Origin of the sequence: Methylobrevis albus (assembly GCF_015904235.1) — a bacterium.
Taxonomy (GTDB): domain Bacteria; phylum Pseudomonadota; class Alphaproteobacteria; order Rhizobiales; family Pleomorphomonadaceae; genus Methylobrevis_A; species Methylobrevis_A albus.
In genome coordinates, this window is the sequence record NZ_JADZLT010000040.1 from 112,054 (window position 1) to 136,646 (window position 24,593).

21 protein-coding genes and 1 other RNA gene are annotated in these 24,593 nt (G+C 69.7%); 16 read left to right on the forward strand and 6 right to left on the reverse strand.

The window, feature by feature from the left end; translation table 11 throughout:
• Positions 1-47: 47 nt before the first annotated feature.
• The 5 genes from I5731_RS02605 to ssrA all read left to right on the forward strand — a co-directional run bounded on the left by I5731_RS02605 (position 48) and on the right by ssrA (position 2,561).
• On the forward strand, positions 48-653 hold the full coding sequence (locus tag I5731_RS02605; RefSeq protein ID WP_197309805.1) for a PRC-barrel domain-containing protein: 606 nt from the start codon (positions 48-50) through the stop codon (positions 651-653).
• A 290-nt stretch (positions 654-943) separates the two neighbouring features.
• Positions 944-1,483: an SspB family protein gene (locus tag I5731_RS02610; protein WP_197309806.1), complete on the forward strand. Its 540-nt coding sequence runs from the start codon at positions 944-946 to the stop codon at positions 1,481-1,483.
• 30 nt (positions 1,484-1,513) lie between these two features.
• On the forward strand, positions 1,514-1,696 hold the full coding sequence (locus tag I5731_RS02615; RefSeq protein ID WP_197309807.1) for a DUF4169 family protein: 183 nt from the start codon (positions 1,514-1,516) through the stop codon (positions 1,694-1,696).
• Between the two features lie 187 nt (positions 1,697-1,883).
• The gene (locus I5731_RS02620) at positions 1,884-2,132 is read left to right on the forward strand and encodes a ribbon-helix-helix domain-containing protein (protein ID WP_197309808.1); all 249 of its coding nucleotides are present in this window, start codon (positions 1,884-1,886) and stop codon (positions 2,130-2,132) included.
• Between the two features lie 50 nt (positions 2,133-2,182).
• Positions 2,183-2,561, forward strand: a transfer-messenger RNA (tmRNA) gene (gene ssrA / locus I5731_RS02625).
• Positions 2,562-2,726: 165 nt separating this feature from the next.
• Here the strand turns inward: ssrA and I5731_RS02630 are convergent.
• The 4 genes from I5731_RS02630 to I5731_RS02645 form a co-directional block, all read right to left on the reverse strand.
• Positions 2,727-4,193 carry a NosD domain-containing protein gene (locus I5731_RS02630; protein WP_197309809.1) on the reverse strand — a complete coding sequence of 489 codons (1,467 nt, stop codon included), beginning with the start codon at positions 4,191-4,193 and terminating at the stop codon, positions 2,727-2,729.
• Positions 4,194-4,426: 233 nt separating this feature from the next.
• Positions 4,427-6,844, reverse strand: coding sequence for a UvrD-helicase domain-containing protein (locus I5731_RS02635; RefSeq protein ID WP_197309810.1), 2,418 nt, complete (start codon positions 6,842-6,844; stop codon positions 4,427-4,429).
• A gap of 57 nt (positions 6,845-6,901) precedes the next feature.
• A complete protein-coding gene (locus I5731_RS02640) occupies positions 6,902-7,792 on the reverse strand; it encodes a TraB/GumN family protein (RefSeq protein WP_197309811.1) in 891 nt (296 codons plus the stop codon).
• 221 nt (positions 7,793-8,013) lie between these two features.
• On the reverse strand, positions 8,014-8,856 hold the full coding sequence (locus tag I5731_RS02645; RefSeq protein ID WP_197309812.1) for a TraB/GumN family protein: 843 nt from the start codon (positions 8,854-8,856) through the stop codon (positions 8,014-8,016).
• Between the two features lie 249 nt (positions 8,857-9,105).
• On the opposite strand from I5731_RS02645, the gene I5731_RS02650 reads away from it, so the two are divergent.
• From I5731_RS02650 to I5731_RS02695, 10 genes are all read left to right on the forward strand, one after another.
• On the forward strand, positions 9,106-10,509 hold the full coding sequence (locus I5731_RS02650) for an FAD-binding oxidoreductase (protein WP_197309813.1): 1,404 nt from the start codon (positions 9,106-9,108) through the stop codon (positions 10,507-10,509).
• A 127-nt stretch (positions 10,510-10,636) separates the two neighbouring features.
• Positions 10,637-14,383: an AsmA family protein gene (locus I5731_RS02655; protein ID WP_197309814.1), complete on the forward strand. Its 3,747-nt coding sequence runs from the start codon at positions 10,637-10,639 to the stop codon at positions 14,381-14,383.
• Between the two features lie 99 nt (positions 14,384-14,482).
• Complete coding sequence (locus I5731_RS02660) at positions 14,483-15,277, forward strand: thymidylate synthase (RefSeq protein ID WP_197309815.1); 795 nt, start codon at positions 14,483-14,485, stop codon at positions 15,275-15,277.
• Positions 15,278-15,302: 25 nt separating this feature from the next.
• Positions 15,303-15,785 (forward strand): GNAT family N-acetyltransferase, encoded by a 483-nt coding sequence (locus tag I5731_RS02665; protein WP_197309816.1) that lies wholly within the window; start codon positions 15,303-15,305, stop codon positions 15,783-15,785.
• Positions 15,782-16,327 (forward strand): dihydrofolate reductase, encoded by a 546-nt coding sequence (locus tag I5731_RS02670; protein WP_197309817.1) that lies wholly within the window; start codon positions 15,782-15,784, stop codon positions 16,325-16,327. The genes I5731_RS02665 and I5731_RS02670 overlap by 4 nt, the downstream gene beginning before the upstream one ends.
• The gene (locus tag I5731_RS02675; RefSeq protein WP_197309818.1) at positions 16,324-17,610 is read left to right on the forward strand and encodes a flavin monoamine oxidase family protein; all 1,287 of its coding nucleotides are present in this window, start codon (positions 16,324-16,326) and stop codon (positions 17,608-17,610) included. The genes I5731_RS02670 and I5731_RS02675 overlap by 4 nt, the downstream gene beginning before the upstream one ends.
• A gap of 345 nt (positions 17,611-17,955) precedes the next feature.
• Positions 17,956-19,050 carry an FtsH protease activity modulator HflK gene (gene hflK, locus I5731_RS02680; protein WP_197309819.1) on the forward strand — a complete coding sequence of 365 codons (1,095 nt, stop codon included), beginning with the start codon at positions 17,956-17,958 and terminating at the stop codon, positions 19,048-19,050.
• Positions 19,050-20,033 (forward strand): protease modulator HflC, encoded by a 984-nt coding sequence (gene hflC, locus I5731_RS02685; protein WP_197309820.1) that lies wholly within the window; start codon positions 19,050-19,052, stop codon positions 20,031-20,033. The genes hflK and hflC overlap by 1 nt, the downstream gene beginning before the upstream one ends.
• Positions 20,030-20,215 (forward strand): DUF2065 domain-containing protein, encoded by a 186-nt coding sequence (locus I5731_RS02690; protein ID WP_197309821.1) that lies wholly within the window; start codon positions 20,030-20,032, stop codon positions 20,213-20,215. Before hflC ends, I5731_RS02690 begins: the two co-directional genes overlap by 4 nt.
• A gap of 210 nt (positions 20,216-20,425) precedes the next feature.
• Positions 20,426-21,934: a Do family serine endopeptidase gene (locus I5731_RS02695; protein ID WP_197309822.1), complete on the forward strand. Its 1,509-nt coding sequence runs from the start codon at positions 20,426-20,428 to the stop codon at positions 21,932-21,934.
• Between the two features lie 91 nt (positions 21,935-22,025).
• On the opposite strand, the gene I5731_RS02700 is transcribed toward I5731_RS02695, so the two are convergent.
• Both I5731_RS02700 and serB read right to left on the reverse strand, forming a co-directional pair.
• Positions 22,026-22,559, reverse strand: coding sequence for a GNAT family N-acetyltransferase (locus I5731_RS02700; RefSeq protein ID WP_197309823.1), 534 nt, complete (start codon positions 22,557-22,559; stop codon positions 22,026-22,028).
• A 33-nt stretch (positions 22,560-22,592) separates the two neighbouring features.
• Positions 22,593-23,489 (reverse strand): phosphoserine phosphatase SerB, encoded by an 897-nt coding sequence (gene serB, locus I5731_RS02705; protein ID WP_197309824.1) that lies wholly within the window; start codon positions 23,487-23,489, stop codon positions 22,593-22,595.
• Between the two features lie 33 nt (positions 23,490-23,522).
• Here serB and miaA point away from each other — a divergent pair, with 33 nt between their 5' ends.
• Positions 23,523-24,476 carry a tRNA (adenosine(37)-N6)-dimethylallyltransferase MiaA gene (gene miaA, locus I5731_RS02710; RefSeq protein ID WP_197309825.1) on the forward strand — a complete coding sequence of 318 codons (954 nt, stop codon included), beginning with the start codon at positions 23,523-23,525 and terminating at the stop codon, positions 24,474-24,476.
• Positions 24,477-24,593: the final 117 nt, after the last annotated feature.

The window sequence follows — 24,593 nt, forward strand, 5'->3', positions numbered from 1 at the left end:
AATCGGCTTGCTCAAGACGATTGAATGAAACAACGAGGAGAACTTCCATGAAGACGCTCATGTCCGCCACCGCCATCGCCGCTCTGCTTGCCGTGACCCCGGTCATGGCCCAGGAAACCACCCCGGCTCCGACCGCGCCGGCCGAGCAGCAGCTGAACCCGCCGCTGCAGCAGGCTCCGTCCGACCCGGCCGTGACGCCCGCGCCGTCCGACACCATGACGCCCGACCCGGCGATGCCGGCCGACAGCGCCGCGACGACGACCACCCCTTCTGATGGCCCGATGTTCATCGAGCGCCAGGAAGCCGGCGAGGTTCTCGTGTCGGATCTGGTGGGTGAGACCATCTACAACAGCCAGGAAGAGAACATCGGCACCGTCAGCGACGTGATCACGACCGAGAACGGTCAGATCCGCGCGCTCGTCGTCGAGGTCGGCGGCTTCCTCGGCATCGGCGCCAAGGACGTTGCGGTGAACTACGACCGCTTCATGGTCGTCACCAGCGCCGAGAGCGAGAACCGCGTCGTGCTCGACACCCCGCGCGAATCGCTGGAATCGGCTCCGGACTTCATGACGCTGGCGGAAATCGCCGCGCAGCAGCCGGCCCAGCCGAGCACCGGCACCGACACCATGACGGCGCCGTCGGCGACCCAGTAATCCGCGTCGCCGTCAGCTGTCCGCAAGGACATCTGGCGCCTCGCGATCGAGAAGCGGCCGCCCCCCGAGGGGCGGCCGTTTTTCGTCGAGGCCGCCGTCGGGGCGCGGACCGAGCAGGCCTCGCCGCCCGCCGGTCCGCGGCAACGTGGCGGGCATGCGCAAATGCTGTTTCGCAGGCGGCTTGCGTCGACTAGAATTTCCCTATGTTTCGCCATGTCGGCACGGTGTGTCGGCGAGAGGCGTCGACGGGTGCACTGCCGGTTTGTGCGCCGGGAATTTGGGACCGAACGATGGCCGAGGATCTGATCCGTTACGACGTGCTGACGCAGGACGCCCTGCGCGGGGTCGTCAAGAAGGTGCTGAGCGAGGCGGCGCGCGCGGGTTTGCCCGGCGAGCATCATTTCTACATCGCCTTCGACACGCGGGCGCCCGGCGTGCGCATCTCGTCGCGGCTGCGCGAACGCTACCCGGAAGAAATGACGGTCGTCATCCAGCACCAGTACTGGGACCTTGCCGCGACCGACCATGCCTTCGAGGTCGGCCTGTCGTTCGGGGGCGTGCCGGAGAAGTTGCACGTGCCGTTCTCGGCGCTGAAGGGCTTCTTCGACCCCTCGGTCGAATTCGGCATGCAGTTCGAAGTGATCCAGGACGACGAGGCCGCCGCGGCGGCCGAGCCGCCGGTTCCCGTGCCGGCGAAGCCCGCGACGCCGCTGCCGCTCGCGGCGGCGACCAAGGGCGACGCGGTGCCGGACGGCGACGACGGCAAGACCGACGAGGCCGCGAAATCCGCCGCCGTGGTGTCGCTGGATGCGTTCCGCAAGAAGACCTGAAATGCGGGCGGCGGAGGCGGGGAGGGACGCGTGGGCGACGTCGTGAACCTTCGGATGGCGCGCAAGCAGAAGCAGCGGGCGGCAAAGGAAGCCACCGCCGCCGAGAACCGCGTGCGCTTCGGCCGCACCAAGGCCGAGCGTGAGCGCGAAACGGCGCTCGCCGAACTCGAGGCCGTCCGGCTCGAGGGCCACCGCCGGCCGGACGAGCCCTGACGGGCGTTCCGGCCCCGCGCGGCCCGGTCACGGGGCTTCGGACCTGCCCGATTGAACCCGCTCGCGCCCGCATCCCGTCTTCGAACCTGCATCAGGGCGACATCTTCCGGCGAGGCCCCTTCGTCGCCTTGTTTCCCGCCGCCGCGCCGTCCCGCCTTTCCCTCCCAGCCCTCGACGGACCCTCGCCATGGAAAAGCGCTCGCTGTCGCTCGCCGGCCACCGCACCAGCGTCGCGCTGGAGCGCGAGTTCTGGGACGCCGTGGCCGCCGCCGCGGCGGAGGAGGGGGTGAGCCTGCCGGCCTTCATCACCGAGATCGACCGCCGCCGCGGCGCCCGCAACCTCGCCTCGGCGCTGCGCGTCACCGTGCTGGCGCGGCTGCAGGCCCGGAACCGCACGGCGGCGGAGGCTGACGCGGTCGCCGAGAGCGGTGGCTGAACCGAGCTCCATCCCAACGGCCGAGCCGGGCGATCATTCAGCCCCCGATCCCCTTTGCATTGCCGCCCGCGCCCCCCTATATTCCCGGTGCCGGCGCAAGCCGGCTATGGCGATAAATGGGCGACGCAATAAACCTTTCGGACCCGGGGGCGGTACCCGGCGCCTCCACCCGAGCCCGCGGCCTGATCGACATGATCAGACATTCGGCCGCGGGCTCCGGCGGGGGCGAAATAGCTTCGACGAGGGCGTAAAGGTCTTTCTTTCGCTCGGCATGGTTCCGCCGTTATCGGGCCGAAACTATAGTTGCCAATGACAACTATGCTCCGGTTGCTGTCGCCGCGTAATGCGGTGCTGGTAATCGAAATCAAGTCCTGAGGGGTAGCACTTTCAGGCGGGGTTCGGAGGTACCTGGCAACAGAAACCTCCACTTCTCCTGAAATCCCGTCGGTGGTTATTTTTGCGTTGGCTGTGGCAGCTGGGCTAGCTCATCGCTGAGCAGCCCAGCAGTCTATTTCTGGATTTACAAACCCGTGATTTGATTGGTCTGGTCGGTTGATCCGCTACCGGCACCAGAACCCTTCCGACTTGTTTCAATCAGTCGGAAAGCCACCGGTTCCACTGGTTCACCGCAGTGCAGACATAGAGAGCGACGGTCGCGGGCGCCTGGGTGACCCCACCTGCACCACTCACGGTCTCGGAGCTGGTGAAACCGTACACCCGGATCGTGTTCGCCGATGCATTGTTGATCGCGATGCGCCGCCCGACGATGCACCGATCAAGGGATGTGGATGCCAGCGACGTATGGCTATAGGCGATGACGTTGTTATCGGCCGTCAGCTTCCTTGCCGTTGCTCGATTCGTTCCATCGACGACCTGAATTCCGGTTTCAACAGCTGCGTTGATGAAGCCGGAGGACGTGACCCGATATCCCGAGATCGGGGGATTTCCATAGATCGGCGCGACAACATAGGAGCCAGACGGGTTGTTGTCCTCGTTGTACTGGCCGGACGTTGTGAAGCCAGCAATCGTGATGTTTGAGCTGGGGGTCGAGCCGTATGCGATGATGTAGTCAGGGGTCAAATTGCCAGTCGGTGGCTGATTATTCTGCGGGTCATCCTTGCCGACACCGGCCAGGCCGCCCATGATTGTTACGTCTTTTGCGCCGTCCAGAAGAATATGACTTCTCAGGGTAGGGTCCGAATCCTTCGATGCTCCATTCCGATTGAAGGTATTGTTGGCGATAGCAAAGTTACCGGAGTTATAGATCCGGATGCCTGATTTGCCGTTGCGATCGAAGAAGCTGTTTACAAGGCTGTTATGCCAACTCATATTGTAGACATGAATTCCGTAGTCGTTGTTCCACTCGAAGCGTGAATTGGCGATCGTGTTCGCGTTCGAACCGCCGCCCATCCAGATACCTTCGATATTGTTCGCGAAATCGCTGTTGTCGACGAACGAATCGATCATATTCGAGATGCCGCGCCAATTGTCTCCGAACGTGCTGTTGAGGATTCGAGCGCCTCCGGTATACTTATTGCTGTCGATGTAGCCAATCCCTGCTGCGCAGTGGACAATCGTGACACGATCAACTGTCAGGAATTGACTACCTCCAGACAGTCCGCTGATCGACGAGCTTTGTAGATCTCCCCGTGGCACCTCGCAGTCGAGCATCAGGCCGCTGATCAGACCGCCCGAGACGTCCTCGACGTCGATCATCGTGGTGGCGGTCGATAGTCCGCTTTTCAGTACGGGGCGGATCGCGGTGGTCGTTGCGTCGACAACACCGTAGTCGGCGCTGCCTTCGCCGATCAGGCTGTTGCCGGAATTCATCGTGACGTTGCGAACGATATAGATGCCCGTCGGCACACGGCAGACTTTGTAGGTATTGAGGCAATTCTGGAACGCGGCCGAAGAGTCGGTCGTTCCAGTCGGATCGGCGCTGAAAGGCGTCGATGTTACAGAGGCGACCGTTCCCTCAACAACGGCGGACTGAGCTACGGCGTGGCTCGTGAGTGGTAGAGCCAGCAGAACAAGCGGTATCAAGGATCTGCGCAAGGTCATTGTGAAAGCCTTCAGTTCGATGGACTTCGAGAGCCAGATTGCTCCCCCACAGAGTATGATCGAGGATCAACTGAGGGGAATATCTCGGAGAGCACCGGTGAAGGAGTGCATCACGACCATTTATTACCAGAGATTGCGGCTATTCGGCTTTGTATCCGACTATGGTGAGGGCTGTAGGAGCCCCGGTTGAACGTACAGTTCAGCGTCTTCGATGTCCGAACGTAACCGCCCCCTCACAGCGCCGTCACGAAACTATCCACCACCCGCTTCTGCCCCGCGCGGTCAAAATCCACCGTCAGCTTGTTGCCGTCGACGGACGACACCGTGCCGTTGCCGAACTTCTGGTGGAAGACGCGGGCGCCCACTGTGAAGCGGGGGTCGCCGCCGACGACGCTGCGGGCGATCAGTTCGCCTTCGATCTGGCGGATGCGCGGGCGCTCGCCGCCGGGGGTGGCAAAGCCCGTGGTGCCGGCGGCCTTGTTGGCGCGGGCGCGCTGCCAGCCGGGGGTCTCGTAGGTCGAGTTGAAGCTGCCGCGGTTGTCGAAGCGGCTGGCGCCATAGGCGCCGACGGTGTCGAGGCCGTAGCCGCCGTAGCGGTTCTGCTGCTCGACCACCTCGACGTGGGCGTCGGGCAGTTCGTCGAGGAAGCGCGAGGGGATCGACGACTGCCAGCTGCCGTGGATGCGGCGGTTGGAGGCGAACCAGATCTTGGCACGGTGTTTCGCGCGCGTGATCCCGACATAGGCGAGGCGGCGCTCCTCCTCGAGCCCGGCGCGGCCGTTCTCGTCGAGGGCGCGCTGGTGCGGGAAGAGGCCCTCTTCCCAGCCGGGCAGGAACACGGTGTCGAACTCCAGCCCCTTCGCCGAATGCAGCGTCATGATCGAGACGGCGTCGGCGGAGGCATCCTGGTCGCGGTCCATCACCAGCGAGATGTGCTCGAGGAAGCCGGCGAGCGATTCGAAGTCCTGCATGGAGCGGATCAGCTCCTTCAGGTTTTCCAGCCGCCCCGGCGCCTCGGCCGAGCGGTCCTTCTGCCACATCTCGGTGTAGCCGCTCTCCTCGAGGATGATCTCGGCGAGCTCGGTGTGCGGCAGGTGCTCGAGTTGCTCGCGCCAGCGCGCGAAGCTCTGCATCAGGTCGCGCAGCGCGGTGCGGGCCTTGCCCTTCAGCTCCTCGGTCTCGACGAGGTGACCGGCGGCGGCGGTGAGCGGCACGCGGTTGGCGCGGCCATAGGCGTGCAGGATCTGGATCGACGCGTCGCCGAGGCCGCGGCGCGGCGTGTTGACGATGCGCTCGAAGGCGAGGTCGTCGGCCGGCTGGGCGACGATGCGGAAATAGGCGAGGGCGTCGCGGATCTCGAGCCGCTCGTAGAAGCGCGGGCCGCCGACGACGCGGTAGGGCACGCCGAGCGTGACGAAGCGGTCTTCGAACTCGCGCATCTGGAACGAGGCGCGCACCAGGATCGCGATCTGGTTGAGGCTGTGGCCGCCGCGCTGCAGCCGCTCGATCTCGTCGCCGATCGAGCGGGCTTCCTCCTCGGAATCCCAGGCGGCGGCGACGCAGACCTTCTCGGCCTCGGGGTCCTCGTTCTCGGTGAACAGCGTCTTGCCGAGCCGCGCCTCGTTGTGGGCGATGAGGTGGGAGGCGGAAGCGAGGATGTGGGCGGTGGAGCGGTAGTTGCGCTCGAGCCGGATCACCTTGGCGCCGGGAAAATCCTTCTCGAAGCGCAGGATGTTGTCGACTTCCGCGCCGCGCCAGCCGTAGATCGACTGGTCGTCGTCGCCGACGCAGCAGATGTTCTTCGAGCCCTGCGCCAGCAGCCGCAGCCAGAGGTACTGGACGACGTTGGTGTCCTGATACTCGTCGACGAGCACGAAGCGGAAGCGGCGGTGATAGTCGGCGAGCACGTCGGGGTTCTCGCAGAAGAGCCGCAGCGTTTCCATCAAAAGGTCGCCGAAGTCGGTGGCGTTCAGCACCTTCAGCCGGTCCTGATAGTCGGCGTAGAGCTTGCGGCCGAGGCCGTTGCCGAACGAGCGCGCCTCGCCCTCGCCGATGTCCTTCGGGCCGAGGCCGCGGTTCTTCCAGCTGTCGACGAGGCCGGCGAACTGGCGCGCCGGCCAGCGCTTCTCGTCGATACCCTCGGCCTGGATCAACTGCTTCATCAGGCGGATCTGGTCGTCGGTGTCGAGGATCGAGAAATCCGAGCGCAGGCCGACGAGCTCGGCATGGCGGCGCAGGATCTTGACGCCGATCGAGTGGAAGGTGCCGAGCCAAGGCATGCCCTCGACGGCGCCGCCGACGAGGTGGCCGATGCGCTCCTTCATCTCGCGCGCCGCCCGGTTGGTGAAGGTGACGGCGAGGATCTGCGAGGGGAAGGCGCGGCCGGTGGCGAGGATGTGGGCGATGCGGGTCGTCAGCACCCGCGTCTTGCCGGTGCCGGCGCCGGCGAGCACCAGGAGCGGCCCGTCGATCGTGAGGATCGCGTCGCGCTGCTCGGGATTGAGGTTGTCGAGGTAGCTCGCGGGGCGCGCGGCGCCCATGGCGCGCGCGGCGATGCCGCCGGCGCGCGGCGGCGCGGCGCCGTGGTCCTCGAACGGGGCGGCGTCGGCGGTCGCGCGGTCGTCCGCGCGCGGGATCGGATGATTCGACATGGCCGAACAATAGAGCAACATGAGGGCCGAAGGGAGGCGGTCGGCCGCGGTGTACGCTCAAGGGCCGGCGGAGGGATCCGGGGCTGCCGCCGCGGGGGCGTTCACCCGTTCGGTGGCATAGCCGGCGGCGCCGAGCATCGCCTGCACGCTGTCCGGACCGACGAGGTGAGCCGCGCCGACGGCGACGAACACGACCTCGTCCTCCTCGCCCTCGAGAATACGGACGAGGCGGTCGATCCAGACCCGGTTGCGGCGCGGCAGCAGCACCTCGTAGGCTTCCTCGCTTTCGTCTTTCAGTTCGTTGACGACCGTCTGCTCGATGCCCGCCACGTCGCCGGCGAGCCACTGGTCCAGCATCCGGCCCAGCACCGCCTCGGTGTCGCCGATCTGCTCCAGCGTGCCCATCAGCAGGCCGAGCTCGGTCTCCGCATCGAGGTTGCCGAAGATGCCGAACTGGTCCTTCGCGGTCTCGAGCCCGGAGCGCGGCATGAAGCTTTGGGCCGCTTCCCGCAGGAGCTGGATCTCGACGCCGCGGCCGGCGTCGAACCCCGCCTTGGCAAACGCCGCATTGTACAGGGTGAAGGCCGCAAGCCAGGGCCGCAGCGGCTCGAGGGTGGTGAAGTCGACGCCCCAGTCGGCGGCGGCCTTCTGCACGCGGCGCAGGTCGTCCGGGTTGAGGCGGCGGCTCAGCGGCAGGTCCGGGCTGGTGCCGTGGAAGGCCATCGCCGTGACCCCGCTGTCGCGGCCGATGTCGATCTCGAAGATGATGCTCTCGCTTTCGGCGAATGCGGCGTCGATCGCCGGACTGCGCCAGTCCGCCTCCGGCGGCAGCGCGTGCATCGTGCCGAAGAGATAGACCCGCGCATGCTCGCTCTCGACTTTCCAAAGCGCCGGCTCGGCGGCGGCGGGGGCGGCGAGCGCCGCGAAGGCGGAGGCGGCCAGCGCCACGGCCGCCGTGCGGAGCGACCGCCGGGCAGGGCGGCCCGGGGAAGACGAAGACAGGGTGGGCGAAGACTGGGAAGGGTTCGTCACGTCGGACATGCGCTCCGCCCCGCGCAACCGCGACGGCCGGCGGGCGCTGCAACGGCAACGTGCATCGCCGCGGCGATCCTGTCGAGCCCCCGGCGTCATGCCACGTCGCAGCCGGATCGGCCGGCCGCCGCCGCTTGTCACCTCGCAGCGGTTTCCGGCACGCGCTCCACCGCGAAACCGGCGGCCGCCAGCCGCGCCTTGATGCCATCCGCGCCGAAGAGGTGCCGGCTCGGCACGGCAACGAAGACCCGATCGAATGCGCCGTCACCCCGCAGGATCGCGACCAGTCGGCGGGCCCACGTCGCACTCCGCCGGGCGACCATCACGTCCCAGCCGACCGGCCCGAAGAAGCCCCGCTCCGTCGCATTGCTCCTTTCGAGGCCGATCTCGTCGCCTTCGAGCCAGGCGCCTGCAAATTCGCGATGGGACTCGACGGATTTGGTCAGGTTCCTGATCACACGGCTGAGGATCTCGATCTCTCCGGCGCGCGGCATTGCCGCGAAGGCCTCGATGACTTCAATGTAATTCTCGAACCCATCCGTCGGCATTCGGCCTTCGCGATCAGGCGATTGAGGATTCGCAGCCCACTCAAATCCGGCTTTCTCGATCGCAGCGGATTTGACGAGCTCGCCAGCGAACCACGGACGGACGCGATTAAGGGCAGGCATCCGGTATCCGAGATGTTCCGCAATGAACTGGAGTTTCACGAAATCCAACGGATGGAGCATGTCGCTGAGCATCTCGCCGGATAGGTGTGTGTACAGGTAAGACTCGTACTTCGGACTTTCCTTATTGGGATCATCCACCATCAGCAGCATCTGGCTGTCGCTCAACGCAGCGGTCAATTCTGGAAAGCCCCAGTCGGTGCCGGGCGGAAGCAGGTCGATGGTGCCGAACAGGTAGATCGTCCGCTGTCCGCTCTGGACCTTCCAGAGCGGCGGGGCCGCGGCGGCGGCAGTCGCGATCACGGCAAAGGCCATGGTGGCAACTGCGACGGCCAACGCCGCCCATGTCGCGCGCACCCCAACGCCCCCCGGTCGTCCACTTCCGGTCATGCTGCTGCCTCGCCCCTTCCGGCCGCTTGCATCGCAGGATGAAACCGGAACGCGAAGGCGTCCAGCCCCGGGATATCAGCGATCGTCCCGATCTCCTGCGGCCGCCCGGCCGACGACAGGCCGGCGTCCATTTGCTAGGTTCGCCCCGAGAGGCGTCGAGGCAGGGAGCCGGGAATGGAGTCGGGCAGCGTCAGGAGCATAGGGTCCGCCGACCGCCGCGAGGCGGCCCTCGGCGAACTCGCCGGTCGCTTCGGTGCGCGGTTCAGCCGGGCGCAGGCGCTGCGCGAGCAGCACGGGCACACGATGTCGCGGCAGGCGAACCAGCCGCCGGATGCGGTGGTGTTCGCCGAGAGCACCGAGGATGTCGTCGCCGTGGTGCGGACCTCGGCCGCTGCCGGCCTGCCGGTGATTCCCTTCGGCACGGGGACGTCGCTGGAGGGGCACGTCAACGCGCCGTTCGGCGGGGTGTCGCTCGATCTTTCGCGCATGGACCGGCTGGTCGCGGTGCACGCCGACGATCTCGACTGCGTCGTGGGACCGGGGATCACGCGCAAGGCGCTGAACCTGCAGCTGCGCGACACGGGCCTCTTTTTCCCGATCGATCCCGGCGCCGACGCCAGCCTCGGCGGCATGGCCGCGACGCGGGCGTCGGGCACCAATGCCGTGCGCTACGGCACGATGAAGGACAACGTGCTGGCGCTCGAGGTGGTGCTCGCGTCCGGCGAGGTGATCCGCACCGGCAGCCGCGCGCGAAAATCCTCCACCGGCTACGATCTCACCCGGCTCTTCGTCGGCGCGGAAGGCACGCTCGGCGTCATCACCGAGTTGACGCTCAAGCTCTACGGCATCCCGGAAGAAATCGCCGGCGGCGTCTGCCCGTTCGCGTCCGTGGAGGATGCCTGCCGGGCGGTGATCCTGACGATCCAGAGCGGCATTCCGGTGGCGCGGATCGAGCTGCTCGACGCGCTGCAGGTCAAGGCGGTCAACGCCTATTCGAAGCTCGACCTCGCCGAGACGCCGACGCTGTTTGTCGAATTCCACGGCTCCAAGGCCGGCGTCGCCGAGCAGGCGGAGAATTTCGGTGCGATCGCCGCCGAATTCGGCGGCGGACCGTTCGCCTGGGCGACGAAGCCTGAGGAGCGCAGCCGGTTGTGGCAGGCGCGGCACGACGTCTACTGGGCGACGCTGGCGCTCCGGCCCGGCGCACGGGTCTCGGCGACCGACGTCTGCGTGCCGATCTCGGCGCTTGCGGCTTGCGTCGGCGAGACGGTGCGTGACATGGTTTCCGCCAAGATCGTGGCGCCGCTCGTCGGGCACGTCGGCGACGGAAACTTCCACATGCAGGTGCTGACCGATCCGGGCGACCGGGACGAGAACGCCCGCGCCGACGCCTTCATCGAGCGGCTGGCACGACGGGCGATCGCGATGGGCGGCACGGCATCTGGGGAACACGGCGTCGGCCAGGCGAAGCTCAAGTACCTCGAGGCCGAGCATGGCGCGGCGCTCGGGGTGATGCGGCAGATCAAGCGGGCGCTCGATCCGGATGGCATCATGAACCCGGGCAAGTTGCCCGGCTGAGCGGGCCGGTGCAACGGTCGCAAGGTACGGCGGCCGCGGCAGGCCCCGGAACCGGCGACCGCGCCCGGCAACCGCGGATGGAGGCGGGATCCTGAATCAGCTTTACTTCGGTATCGGTGTCGCGATCGTGCTGGCGTTGCTGACGGCGCTGGTCGGGCCGCAGTTCGTCGACTGGAACGCCTTCCGCTCGAGCTTCGAGGAGCAGGCCGAAGCGATTCTCGGCCATCCGGTCGAGGTCGCCGGCAGCGCCGACGCGCAACTGCTGCCCGTGCCCTCGCTCACCTTCACCGACGTGCGCGTCGGCGGCGACGGCGACGAACCGCTGATGACCGTCGGCCGCTTCGCCGTGCGCGTCGAGCTGTTCCCGCTGATGAGCGGCGAGATCCGCGTGCTCGACATGACGCTCGACGAGCCGGTCGTCAACGCGCGCCTCACCGAGGACGGCGACTTCGCCTGGCTCTCCACCGACGTCGGCCGCAGCGTCGATCCGAAGAAGGTCGTGCTCGAAAAGGTCGAGATCCGCGGTGGCCGCGTCGTCGTGTCCGACGAGCGGCGCGGCGACGTCTATGTCGTCTCCGGCATCGACGCCCATGTCGACGCACGCAGCCTCGCCGGCCCCTACAAGGTCGACGGCACCGCGATGTTCGGCGACGTGCCGGCGCGGATCCAGGCGGCGACCGGCGAGCCCGACGCGGAAGGCCGCCTCAGGGTCACCGCCGAGATGCTGCCGGTGAACCGGCCGCTGTCGATCGCCGTCGACGGCATCGTGGCCGGCAAGGACGGCCGGCCGACCTATGCCGGCACGCTGGCGCTGCGCCGCGTCGTCCCGGCGCAGGGGGCGGGCGACGGCGAACCGCCGGCGCCGATGCATGTCTCGGCGAAGTTCGAGCTCGACCCGCTGCGGCTGCTGCTGAAGGAGGGCGAGTTCCGCTACGGCCCGGAGGACCGGCCGATCGTGGTGACGGGGGCGGCCAACGTCACCTTCGCCGACGAGCCGTTCTTCGACGCGGTGCTGTCGTCGCGGCAAGTCGATATCGACCGGGCGCTGGGCGGCGGGGCGCAGGCGCCCGTCGCGGCGCAAGACGCCATCGCGGCGCTGGGGGCAACGCTCGCGGCGCTGCCCAAGCCGCCGCTGCCCGGCCGGCTCGGCTTCGACAGCCCGGGCTTCGTCGTCGGCGGCAACGTGATCCAGGAGGTGCGCTTCGACGTCGAGACCGCCGAGAACGGCTGGTCGATCGAGCAGTTCGACGCGCGGCTGCCGGGCCGCAGCAGCTTCGCCGCGGCCGGCGACATCGACCTTTCCGGCGCCGCCCCCCGCTTCACCGGCACGGTGACGCTGCGCTCTGAGCAGCCCTCGACGCTGATCGGCTGGTGGCAGCCCGACGCCGGCAGCGGCCGCATCGACGCGTTCAGCGCCAGCGCCTGGCTCGACGTCGGCGCGAGCGGCGCGCTGCTCCGCGACATCGACGCGACGGCCGGCGAGACGCGGCTGCGCGGCCAGGTGCGCTGGCGCCCGCCGGCCGCCGCGGGCGAGAAGCGCGAGATCGCCGTCGATCTCGGCGCCGACGTCCTGAACTACGACGCGGTGCGCGCGATCGCAGGCATCGTCGCCGGCCGCGATCCGGCGGCGACGCTGAAGGAAAGCCGCATCGCGCTGAAGCTCGGCGCCGCAAGGCTCGACGTCGGGGCGCTCGCCGTCGGCGGCGTCGACGTCGACGCGGTGCTCGACGGCGGGTCGATGCAGATCGAGCGGCTGCGGCTCGCCGATGTCGGCGGCGCCGCGCTCTCCGCCTCCGGCCGGATCGCCGACCTTGCGACGGCGCCGGACGGCGACATCGAGGCGCGCCTCACCGGCGACCGGCTCGGCGGCGTCGCGACGCTGCTCCGCGCCGTGCTGCCGGACAGCCCGGCCGCAGACTTCTTTGCAACCGCGGCACCCGTGCTCGCCCCGGTCGACGTTTCGGGCAGCATCCGCGCCCGGGCGCGGGGCGGGGCCACCGCGCTCGACATGCGCATCGACGGCACGGCGGGCGCGACCCGCGTCACCGCCGACGTCGGCTTCGACGGCCGCGTCGACGACTGGCGCGCCGCGCGTCTCAATGTCAGCGCCGCGATCGAGGGGCCGAACGGTGCCCGGATGATGCGCCAGCTCGGCTTCGACGTCGCCGACGACGGCAGCGCGGGGGCCGGCTCGGCGCGGCTCACCTTCGAGGGCGAGCCGCAGGACGGGCTTGACCTCGACCTCTCCGCCCGCCTCGGCGCGACGGCGGCCTCGGCGACCGGCCGGCTGGCGCTGCCCGAGGCCGGGCCGTCGGGCCGTCTCGCGCTCAGCTTCGAAAGCGATGACGCCGGGCCGATCCTCGCGCTCGCCGGGCCGCGCTTTGCGAGCCTGACCCGGTCGCTGCCGGCCAATCTCACCGCCACAGTGGAACTCGACGGCAGCCGGCTGGCGGCGACCGGGATCGACGGCCGCGTCGTCGGCACCACAACGGCCGGTGCCCTGACGCTGGACCGCGCGCCGGCGCGGCCGGTGGTGACCGGCGAACTCGACCTCGGCGCGCTGTCGCTCGAGGGCCTGCTCGAACTCAGCCTCGGCAGCGGCGTGCTGGAGCCGCCGGTGGAGGCGGGAGAGAGCTGGTCGGAGATCCCGTTCGGCGCCGGCCTGCTGGAGGGCATCGACGGCGACATCGCGCTGCGCAGCGCAGCGCTGGAGATCGCCGACGGGCTCACCCTCGACGGCGCGACGCTGCGCCTGCGCAATGCGGCGAGCGGCTTTGCCCTCGACGACATCGCGGGGGGCTGGCGCGGTGGCCGGGCCGGCGGCTCGATCGGCATCGCGCGCGGCGCCGACGGCACCGTCCGGCTGAAAGGCACGGGCAGCCTCGCGGGTGCGGCGCTCGACGAGATCGTCTGGCGCCGCGGCGGGCGGGCGGTCGCGACCGGCGCGCTCGACCTGTCGTTCGAGGCGGAAGGTAGCGGCCGGACGCTGGCCGGCGTCGTTTCCGGGCTCGGCGGCGGCGGCACGTTCCGGGTCGGCGACGGCGTGCTGCGCTCGTTCAACCCGGCGGCGTTTTCCCAGGTGATCCGCGCCGCGGACGCCGGCCTCGAACTTACCGACGCGGAGATCGCCGCAGCCTTCGCCGCCCGCGTCGACGCCGGCGACCTCGCCTTCCAGAGCATCGACGGCGCCTTCACGATCGCCGGCGGCACGCTGCGGGCGCCGCGGATCTCGGTTGCGGCGCGCGGGGCGGCGACCGTCGGGGCGGCGAGCATCGACCTTGCTGCCGCGCGGCTCACCAGCGACTGGAGCTTCGCGGTCGACCCCGGCGCCGATGCGGTGTCGGGCGCGCAGGCGCAGGTCGGCATCCTGTTCGACGGGCCGCTCGCCGAGCCGGAGCGCCGGATCGACGTCACCGCCTTCACCGCCTTCCTGACGCTGCGCGCCTTCGAGCGCGAGGTGGCGCGGGTCGAGGAAATGCAGGCCGACATCCTCGAGCGCGAATGGTTCAGCCGCCAGCTGAAGCGGATCTCGCAGGACGCGGAGCTCGCCCGGCTCGACGCCGAGGCGGCGGCACGACGCGCCGAGGAGGAGGCCGCGGCGCGGGCGGCCGCGGAACAGGCGGCGCAGGAACGCGCGGCCGAAGAGGAACGGGCGCGGCGTGAGGCGGAGGCCGCGCGCCAGCGCGATTCCGCCGTGCCCGCCGACCCGGCGCTCGACCGGCAGCAGTTCGCCGACGAGATCCGCCGCCGACTGGGGGCGCCGCGCGTCGGCGATCCGAACCTGCCGGGCGTCAACGTGCCCGCCCCGCCGGCCGGCATCGGCCTCGCGCCGCTGCCGGCGCCGACCAACGTCGGCCCGCCGCCGGGGGGCTGAGGGCGAGAATCCGGTGCGTGACCGGAATCCGGACTTGCCTCATCTTGCCAGCGGCGCGATGAGTCCTCGGACACGCGTCCGCCTTTCGGAGTTCCGCCCATGCGCCAGTATCACGACCTGCTCGAGCGCGTGCTCGCCGAAGGCACCGTGAAGACCGACCGCACCGGGACGGGCACGCGCTCGGTGTTCGGCCACCAGATGCGCTTTGACCTCGCCGAGGGGTTTCCGCTCGTCACGACCAAGAAGCTGCACATCAAGTCGATCGTGCACGAGCTGCTGTGGTTCCTGCGCGGCGAGACCAACATCCGCTATCTCAACGAGAACGGCGTTTCGATCTGGGACGAGTGGGCCGACGAGAACGGCGACCTCGGCCCGGTCTACGGCCACCAGTGGCGCTCCTGGCCGATGGCCGACGGCGGCACCTTCGACCAGATCGCCTGGGTCGAGGCGGAGATCCGCCGCAATCCGGATTCGCGCCGGCTGGTGGTGAGCGCCTGGAACCCGGCCGACGTGCCGAAGATGGCGCTGCCGCCGTGCCACTGCCTGTTCCAGTTTGACGTTTCGGCCGGCCGGCTGTCGTGCCAGCTCTACCAGCGCTCGGGCGACATCTTCCTCGGCGTGCCGTTCAACATCGCCTCCTATGCGCTGCTGACGCTGATGATGGCGCAGGTGACCGGCCTCGAGCCCGGCGACTTCGTGCTCACGCTCGGCGACGCGCACCTCTATTCGAACCATGTCGAGCAGGCCGAACTGCAGCTCTCGCGGGCGCTGAAGCCGCTGCCGACGATGACGCTCGATCCGTCGGTGCGCCGGCTGGAAGATTTCCGCTTCGAGCATTTCCAGCTCACCGGCTACGCGCCGCACCCGCACATCAAGGCGGCGGTCGCCGTCTGAACCGCGGCGCCCCGGAATCCTCGCCATGACCCTCGTCATCCGCCCGGCGGTGTCCGCCGACGCCGCCCTCGTCGCCGATCTGGTGCGCGAACTCGCGGCCTATGAGAGCCTCGACCACGAGGCGGTGGCGACGCCGGCGGATTTCGCCGCGGCGCTGTTCGGCCCGGCGCCGCGGGTCTTCTGCGACATCGCCGAATGGGACGGCGCGCCGGCGGGCCTGGCGCTCTGGTTCTACAATTTCTCCACCTTCGTCGGCCGGCACGGCATCTATCTGGAAGACCTGTTCGTGCGGCCGGAGATGCGCGGCCACGGCATCGGCAAGGCGCTGCTCGCGCGGCTGGCGCGGCGCTGCGTCGAGGAAGGGCTCGGGCGGCTCGACTGGCAGGTGCTCGACTGGAACGAGCCGTCGATCCGCTTCTATGAGGCGCAGGGCGCCGAGATCAAGCGCGCCTGGCTGCCGGCCCGGGTGAGCGGCGATGCGCTCGCGGCGCTGGCGGCGTCGGCATGACAGCCGTCGCGATGATCGTCGCCGTCGCCGAGAACGGCGTCATCGGCCACGACGGCGGCATGCCGTGGCACCTTTCCTCCGACCTGAAACGCTTCCGCCAGATCACCATGGGCAAGCCGGTGCTGATGGGGCGGCGGACGTTCCAGTCGATCGGCCGGCCGCTCGACGGGCGCGCCAACATCGTCGTCACCAGCGATCCGGAGTTTGCGCCGGACGGCGTCACCGTGGTGCGGTCGGCGGAGGCGGCGCTCGCCGCCGGGATTGCGGCGGCAGGAGCTGACGGCGCGGCGGAGGTGATGGTGATCGGCGGCGGCGCGCTCTACCGCGCCCTGATCGGCCGGGCGGGCCGGCTCTATGTCACCCACGTCGCCGCGGCGCCGGACGGCGACACGACGTTTCCGGAGATCGACCCTGCCGTCTGGCATGCCGTCTCAAGCGAGCCGATCCCGCAAGGGCCGCGCGACAGCGCCGCGGCGCGCCTCGTCGTCTATGAGCGCAGCGGCGAGGGCGCCACAACAGACGCCGCAGGAGCAAGGCCATGACCCTCACCGATCTCGATGTCGCGATCGTCGGCGCCGGCGCCGCCGGCCTCTCCGCCGGGCGGCTGCTCGCGGACGCCGGGGTCCGGGTGCGGGTGTTCGAGGCGAAGGATCGGCCGGGTGGGCGGGCGTTCACCGAGAGCACCAGCTTCGGCCTGCCGTTCGACCGCGGTTGCCACTGGCTGCATTCGGCCTCGGTGAACCCCTACCGCTCGATCGCCGACGAGCTCGGCCGCGCCTATGAGCAGCGCACCTCGCGCCGCTCGCGCTGGCTGTTCCTGTCGGGCCAGCGCGCCGATCCTGCCGTGCGGGACGAGGCGATGGACGCGCTCGACGCCGCATTTGCCGCCGCGCACGACGCCGGTATGGAAGGCCGCGACGTCGCGGTGACGGAGATCGTCGACACGGCCGGGCGCTGGTATCCGCTGGTCGACCACTGGATGCGGCTGCTCTCGTCGCTCGATCCGCACGAGATCTCGGTGCTCGACCTCGCCCGCTATGCCGACACCGGCGAGAACTATCCGGTCGTCGACGGCTACGGCGCCCTCGTCGTCTCGCACGGTGCCGGCGTGCCGCTGACGCTGTCGTGTCCGGTGACGGCGATCGACACCGGCGGCATGGCGATCCGGCTCACCACGGCGGCGGGCGAGGTGACGGCGCGGGCGGTGATCGTCACGGTGTCGACCAGCGTGCTCGCCGCCGGCGCGATCCGCTTCACGCCGGCGCTGCCGGCCGCGACCGAGGCGGCGATCGCTGCCTGTCCGCTCGGCGTCGCCGAGAAGGTGGCGTTCCTGTTCGACCGGCCGGTCGCGGACGTGCCGGAGACGACCTACATCGACACCTTCGATCCCGAGACCCCTGGTCGGCGGCCGATCAACTTCACGATCAACCCGTTCGGCCGGCCGATGGCCGTCGGCCAGCTCGGCGGCGGTCATGCGCGCGAGCTGGAGCGGGCCGGGGAGGCGGCGATGGTGGATTTCGCCTTCGGCGGCCTCGTCGACGCCTTCGGCTCGTCGATCCGGGACCGCATCGTCAAGGCGACGACGACCCACTGGTTTTCCGATCCCGACATCCGCGGCGCCTATTCCTGCGCGCTGCCGGGCGCGGCCGACCGGCGGGCGGATCTCGCCACGCCGGTGCACGACCGGCTGTTCCTCGCCGGCGAGGCCGTTTCGGCGACGGCGTTCTCGACCGCGCACGGCGCGCATGAGAGCGGGCGGGCGGCGGCGCGGGCGGCCCTCGCGGTGATCGGGCAGGGGGCGGAGACGGCCGAGGCGGCGGACTGACGTCGCCCGGCAGTGCGCCGGGGTAACGCCTGCGCGTCTTGCCGGTGACGACGCACGGTCCCTGGCGACCTGCGTTAACCAAATCGGCCGAAGGGCGGCGGTGACGCTGCCGATCGGCGGCCGACCGGCACCTTTCCGCACGACCGCCAATTGACGACGGGGCCAAAGGTTCCCATTTCCCTCAGGGACGCAGATGCGCGAACGCCGGTGCGGCGACCGCGCGCCGGCTTCGGCGACCGTGATTCGTTGAACGACCGCAGCGTCTCCCCTATAAGCACGGCAGGTCGAGACCGACCCGGCCCGTTGACGCGGTCCCCGGACCCGACAGGAGAGGAACCTACAGGCATGCCTTGGAGCAACCAGAGCGGTGGCGGTGGACGTCGCGGCGGTAACGGACCGTGGGGTCAGCCGCCGCGCGGCGGTGGTGGTGGACCGACCCCGCCTGACCTCGAAGAACTGCTCCGGCGCAGCCAGGACAAGCTGCGACAGGTGCTGCCCGGTGGCGGCGGCGGTTCGGCGACCTCGTTCCTGCCGCTGGTGCTCGTCGCGATGGTCGGCTTCTGGCTGTATCAGAGCGTCTATGTCGTGCAGCCCGACGAGGTCGGCATCGAACTGCGCTTCGGCGAGGCGAAGTCCGAGATCAACCCGCCCGGCATGCACTTCATCCTGTGGCCGATCGAGTCCGTCGAGAAGCCGAAGGTGCTGCAGGAAAACCAGGAGACGATCACCGGCGCGGCCAACCGTGGCAACGACGGCGGCATCATGCTCTCGGGCGATCAGAACCTAGTCGACGTCAGGTTCACGGTGCTGTGGCGCATCGGCGATCCGGTGAAGTATCTCTTCAACGTCGCCGACCAGGAAGGCATCGTCCGCAAGGTTTCCGAGGCGGCGATGCGTGAATATGTCGGCCGCACCCGCGCCGACGAGTTCCGTACCCGCGGCCGCGAGTTGGCGCAGGGCACGGTGAGCGCGCTGATCCAGTCGACGCTCGACTCCTATGATGCCGGCATCCTGATCACCGCGGTGAACATCGAGCAGGCGGCGCCTCCGGCCGAGGTCGGCGACGCGTTCCAGGAAGTGCAGCGCGCGCAGCAGGACCAGGCGAAGTTCAAGCAGGACGCACAAGCCTACGCCAACAAGCGGCTCGGCGACGCCCGAGGCGAGGCGAGCCAGGTGCGCGAAGCGGCGCTCGGCTACCGCGACCGCGTGATCGCCGAGGCGATCGGTGAATCGCAGCGCTTCACGTCGGTCTACACCGAATACGCCAATGCCCCCGACGTCACGCGCCGGCGCATCTATCTCGAGACCATGGAGAACGTGCTCGCGCGGTCGAACAAGGTCGTGATCGACAGCAACGGCGCCAACGGCGTCGTGCCGTACCTGCCCTTGCCGGCCCTGCAACAGGGTCAGGCCCAGGCCGCCGGCCAGGAGAACCGCTGATGCGCGCGCTCGCCCTTCCCGTCGTCCTCATCGTCACCGTCGTGGCCGCGCTGCTGGTCTATTCGGCGACCTTCGTCGTCAGCGAACGTGACACCGCCATCCAGCTGCGCTTCGGCGAAATCCAGCGCGTGGTCACCGACCCGGGCCTCTACTTCAAGTATCCGACGAACATCGTCGATCAGGTGCAGTACGTCGACAAGCGGCTGCTGTCGCTCGAGATCACCAACACGGTGGTCCAGGTCAACGACAGCCGCCAGTATGTCGTCGACGCGTTCGCCACCTTCCGGATCACCGATCCGCGGGCTTTCCGCGAGTCGGTGTCGGCCAACCCGGTGCTGGCCGCCGAGCGCCTTCGCACCCGCTTCGACGCGTCGCTGCGCCAGGTCTATGGCTCGCGCTCGTTCGACGCGGCGCTGTCGGAAGCCCGCGGCGAAATGATGCGCGAAGTGCGCGACCGGGTGCGGCCCGAGGCGGCCCAGCTCGGTGTCAGCGTCGTCGAGCTGCGTATCCGTCGCACCGAACTGCCGAACGACGTCCGCCAGCAGACCTACGAGCGCATGCGCTCGGAGCGTCTCGCCCAGGCCGCGGAACTGCGCGCCCAGGGCACGCAGGAATCGCTGCGCATCCGTGCCGAAGCCGATCGCCAGGCGACCGTGCTCGTCGCGGAAGCCCAGCGCGATTCGGAGATCCTGCGCGGTGAGGGCGACGCGGAGAAGAACCGCATCTTCGGTGAGGCCTTCACCGTCGATGCCGACTTCTTCGAGTTCTACCGATCGATGCAGGCCTATGAGACCGCGCTGGAATCGGCGGGGACGACGATGGTGATCTCGCCGACGTCGGACTTCTTCCGCTTCTTCAACTCGGCCAACGGCACCGAGGCCTACACGCCGGCACCGGCGCCGGCGCAGCCGCCGGCACCCGGCCAGCCGGTGACCCCCGGTGCCCCGGCGGCGTCTGCGGCGCCGTTTGCCGCCACCCCATGAGCGACTTCATCGTCGCGCTGGGCCTTGCCATCGCGCTCGAGGGCTGCTGCTACGCGGCAGCCCCCGGCGCGATGAAGGATTTTCTGAAGACGGTCGGCGGGGTTGGCGACAACCGGCTGCGGCAGATCGGTCTCGGCGCCATGGCGATCGGGGTCGTGCTGGTCTGGTTCATCCGCGGATAAGCGGGCCGGTCGGCGCTCGCGCCGGTCACGGCAAGTTGAGCACTCCGTTGCGATCGCCACGACGTATTGGGTTTTGGCCGAAAGATGGCCAAGATCGCTTTCTAGGCTCGTCACCGCGTCCGGGTTTTCCGCTGACGCCTGTAGACGGGTCCGGCCGGACGCCCGCGTGGCGAGGGCTCCGGGTTCTGAAGAACGACGAAGGAGTGGCCGATGGCCGGGCTGGCAACTGCCGTTGAAAATTGGCGCCGGACGTGGCGCGTGCGGACGAGCGCCGGTGTCGTCGCTGCCGCGATCGCGATCGCGGTCGGGTCGCTCGCCGCACTGCCGGCGCCCGCCGCTGCGCAGGGGCCGGAATCGGTCGCCGATCTCGCCGAGACGCTGATCGACGCCGTGGTGAACATCTCGACCTCGCAGCGCGTCGCCGAGCAGCGGCAGGTGCCGCCGCCGCGCGTGCCCGAGGGCTCGCCGTTCCAGGAATTCTTCGACGAGTTCTTCGAGAACCAGAACCGCGGCAACGGCCAGCCGCGCCGCGTGCAGTCGCTCGGCTCCGGCTTCGTGCTCGACGCCTCCGGCATCATCATCACGAACAACCACGTGATTGCTGACGCCGACGAGATCATCGCGAACTTCAACGACGGCTCGAAGCTGACCGCCGAACTGATCGGCCGCGACGAGAAGACCGACATCGCCGTGCTGCGGGTGAAGCCGGATCCGAACAAGCCGCTGACCGCGGTCGAGTTCGGCGATTCCGACCGGATCCGCGTCGGTGACTGGGTGATGGCGATCGGCAATCCGTTCGGCCTCGGCGGCTCGGTGACGATCGGCATCGTCTCGGCGCGCAACCGCGACATCAACTCCGGCCCCTACGACAATTACATCCAGACCGACGCGGCCATCAATCGCGGCAATTCCGGCGGGCCGCTGTTCGACATGTTCGGCAAGGTCGTCGGCATCAACACGGCGATCATCTCGCCGTCGGGCGGCTCGATCGGCATCGGCTTCTCGATCCCGGCCGGCACCGCGAAGCTGATCGTTGACCAGTTGGTCGAGTTCGGCGAGACGCGGCGCGGTTGGCTCGGCGTCAACATCCAGCAGGTCACCGACGAACTCGCCGAGAGCCTCGGCATCGGGGCGGCGCGCGGCGCGCTGATCGCCGGCGTCACCGCCGGCGGCCCGGCCGAAACCGCGCAGATCAAGCCGGGCGATGTCGTCGTCTCGTTCGACGGCCGGCCGATCGGCGAGATGCGCGAGCTGCCGCGCATCGTCGCCAACACGCCGATCGGCAAGGAGGTCGACGTCGTCATCCTGCGCCAGGGCCAGGAAGAGACCCTGAAGGTCACGCTTGGCCGGCTCGACGAAGGCACCGCGGCGGCGACGCCCGACACCACGGTCGAAGAGCCCGAGCCGGCGCCGCCGGTGGTGGAGAAGGTGCTCGGCCTGTCGCTGGCGACGCTCGACGATGCGGCGCGCAAGCAGTACTCGATCGGCACCGATGTCGCCGGCGTGGTGATCACCGCGGTCGAGCCGAATTCGGCGGCCGCCGAAAAGCGCATCACGGCGGGTGACACCATCGTCGAGGTCGGCCAGGAGCCGGTGTCGACGCCGGCGGACGTCGCCGAAGCGGTCGAGAAGCTCAAAAGCTCCGGCCGCCGCTCGGCCCTGCTGCTGCTCGCCAACCCGGCCGGCGACCTGCGCTTCGTGCCGGTGCGGACCGACTGATCCGCGCCCGCCCCCGTCCCGACGATCCGCGGGAGCCGCAGCATGACGCTGCGGCTCCCGTTTTCGTCCGCGGCCGGCGCTCGGCCGTCGCTCAGCCGCGCCGGATCCGCCAGAGCTCGTGCCGGCGATAGGCGAACGTTTCCGGCAACGCCGGGTGGTCGAAGTCGGAGGCCGGGTCGCGGCTGAGGCCGATGCGCCGCATGACGGCGAAGGAGCGGCTGTTGCCGGTGGCGGCGATCGCGACGATCTCGGCGAGCCCCACCGTCTCGAAGCCGTAGGCGAGGCAGGCGGCGGCGCCTTCGCTCGCATAGCCCTTGCCCCAGGCGGCGCGGGCGAGGCGCCAGCCGACTTCCACCGCGGGCGTGAACGGCATCTCGTAGGGCACGTATTGCAGGCCGATGATGCCGACGCAGGCGCCGGTCGCCTTCTCCTCGGCGGCGAGCATGCCGACGCCGCCGGCGGCGCGGCGCGCCTCCAGCCGGGCGATGAAGGCTTCGGTGCCGGCGCGGTCGAGCCGCTCGGGGAAGAAGGTCATCACCTCGGGATCGCCGCACATCGCGGCGATCGGATCGAGGTCGCGCGGCTCGAAGACGCGCAGCAGCAGGCGATCGGTCTCGATACGCATCGGCCGCGTCTCCCTGGGTCGGCGTGGGCGGGCTCAGCCGGCCGGGCTGATGAAGTCGGCGGCGCGGTAGCCCTGGATGTAGAGCAGGGCGGTGAGGTCGCCGTGGTCGATGCGGGCGGCCGCGGCGGCGGCGACCGCCGGCTTGGCGCGGAAGGCGACGCCGAGCCCCGCCTCGCCGATCATGGCGAGGTCGTTGGCGCCGTCGCCGACCGCCATGGTGGCATGCGGTTCGAGGCCGAGCCGGGTGCGCAGTTCGACCAGCGCCTCGAGCTTCGCCTCGCGGCCGAGGATCGGCTCGGCGACGCGGCCTGCGAGCCTGCCGTCTTCCTCGATCAGGAAATTCGCGCGGTTCTCGTCGAATCCGATCCGGGCGGCGATCGGGCCGGTGAACACGGTGAAGCCGCCGGAGACGAGCGCGGCATAGGCACCGTTCGCCCGCATGGTGGCGACCAGCTCGCGCCCGCCGGGGGTGAGGGTGATGCGGGTTTCGATCACCTTCGCGACGACGGAGGCAGGCAGACCGGCGAGCAGGGCGACGCGCTCGCGCAGCGCCGGCTCGAAGGCGAGGTCGCCGCGCATCGCCCGTTCGGTGATCGCCGCGACGTGCTCCTTCAGCCCGGCCTCGGCGGCGAGTTCGTCGATGCACTCCTCGCCGATCATCGTCGAGTCCATGTCGGCGAGCAGCAGCCCCTTGCGCCGGGTCGCCGCCGGCTGCACCACGACGTCGACCGCCGCATCGCCGACCACCTCGCGCAGCGCCAGCGTCGCCGGGCCGGCGAGGGTGCCCTCGGGCAGCAGCAGGTCGGCGGCGATGCCGGGCGCCAGCACGGCGACGGCCTCGGCCGCGACGGCGCGGCGCGCGGCGGCGACCAGCGCGTCGCCGACTTGCGGATCGGCCGGCGATGAGACAAGCGTTGCGACCAGCGGCATGAAGTGCCCTTTCGAGGCGGGAGCGACGGTGGCATGGGGGCGAGCGGACCCGCGGTCCTGATAGCGGGGCCGACGGCGAGCGGCAAGACGGCGCTCGCCGTCGGCCTTGCCGCGGCACTCGGCGGCGAAGTGATCAACGCCGATTCGATGCAGGTCTACCGCGAGCTGTCGATCCTCACCGCTCGGCCGACCGCGGCGGAGATGGGCGGGGTGCCGCATCATCTGTTCGGCCATGTCGCCGCCGGCGAGCTCTACACGGTCGCGCGCTGGCTCGCCGACGCGGAGGCGGCGCTCGCGGACGTGCGGGCGCGCGGGCGGCGGCCGATCCTCGTCGGCGGCACGGGCCTGTATTTCTCCGCGCTGGTGCGCGGCTTCTCCACCGTGCCGGCGGTGCCCGACGCAGTCAGGGCGCGCTGGCGCGAACGCGGCGCCGAGATCGGCCCGGCCGGCCTGCACGCGATCCTCGCCGAGCGCGATCCGGCGATGGCCGCGCGGCTGCGGCCGACCGATCCGCAGCGGCTGCTCCGGGCGCTTGAGGTGCTGGAGGCGACCGGGCGCTCGCTGGCGGACTGGCAGCAGGAGACCACCCGGCCGCTGCTCGGCGCCGGCGCGTGGAGCGGCATCGTGCTGACCCCCGACCGCACGGCGCTCCGCGCGCGAATCGCCCGCCGCTTCGCCGCGATGGCCGCCGCCGGCGGGCTGGAGGAAGCCGCGCGGCTCGACGCCCTCGGCCTCGATCCGGTGCTGCCGTCGATGCGGGCGATCGGCGTGCCCGAGATGATCGCGGCCGCCCGGGGCGACCGGTCGGCGGACGATGCCGTCGCGGCGGCGATCACGGCGACCCGGCAATATGCAAAGCGGCAGGAAACCTGGTTTCGCAACCAGTTTTCCGACTGGTTCCGCGTCGATCCGCTGGCAGGGGAGGGCGCGGCGCTGGCGACGGCGCTCGGTCATTTCGGCGCCGGTGCGGGGGGTGCGGCGGGCTGAAGCCGCGGCGGTTCGGCGCCGACCGTGGACCGCCGCATCGCCTCCCGCGTTGCACAAACGTCACAGTGGCGGGTGCGCGTGCGGAGGGAGGGGCTGATCGTTGTTTTGTGACTTTTA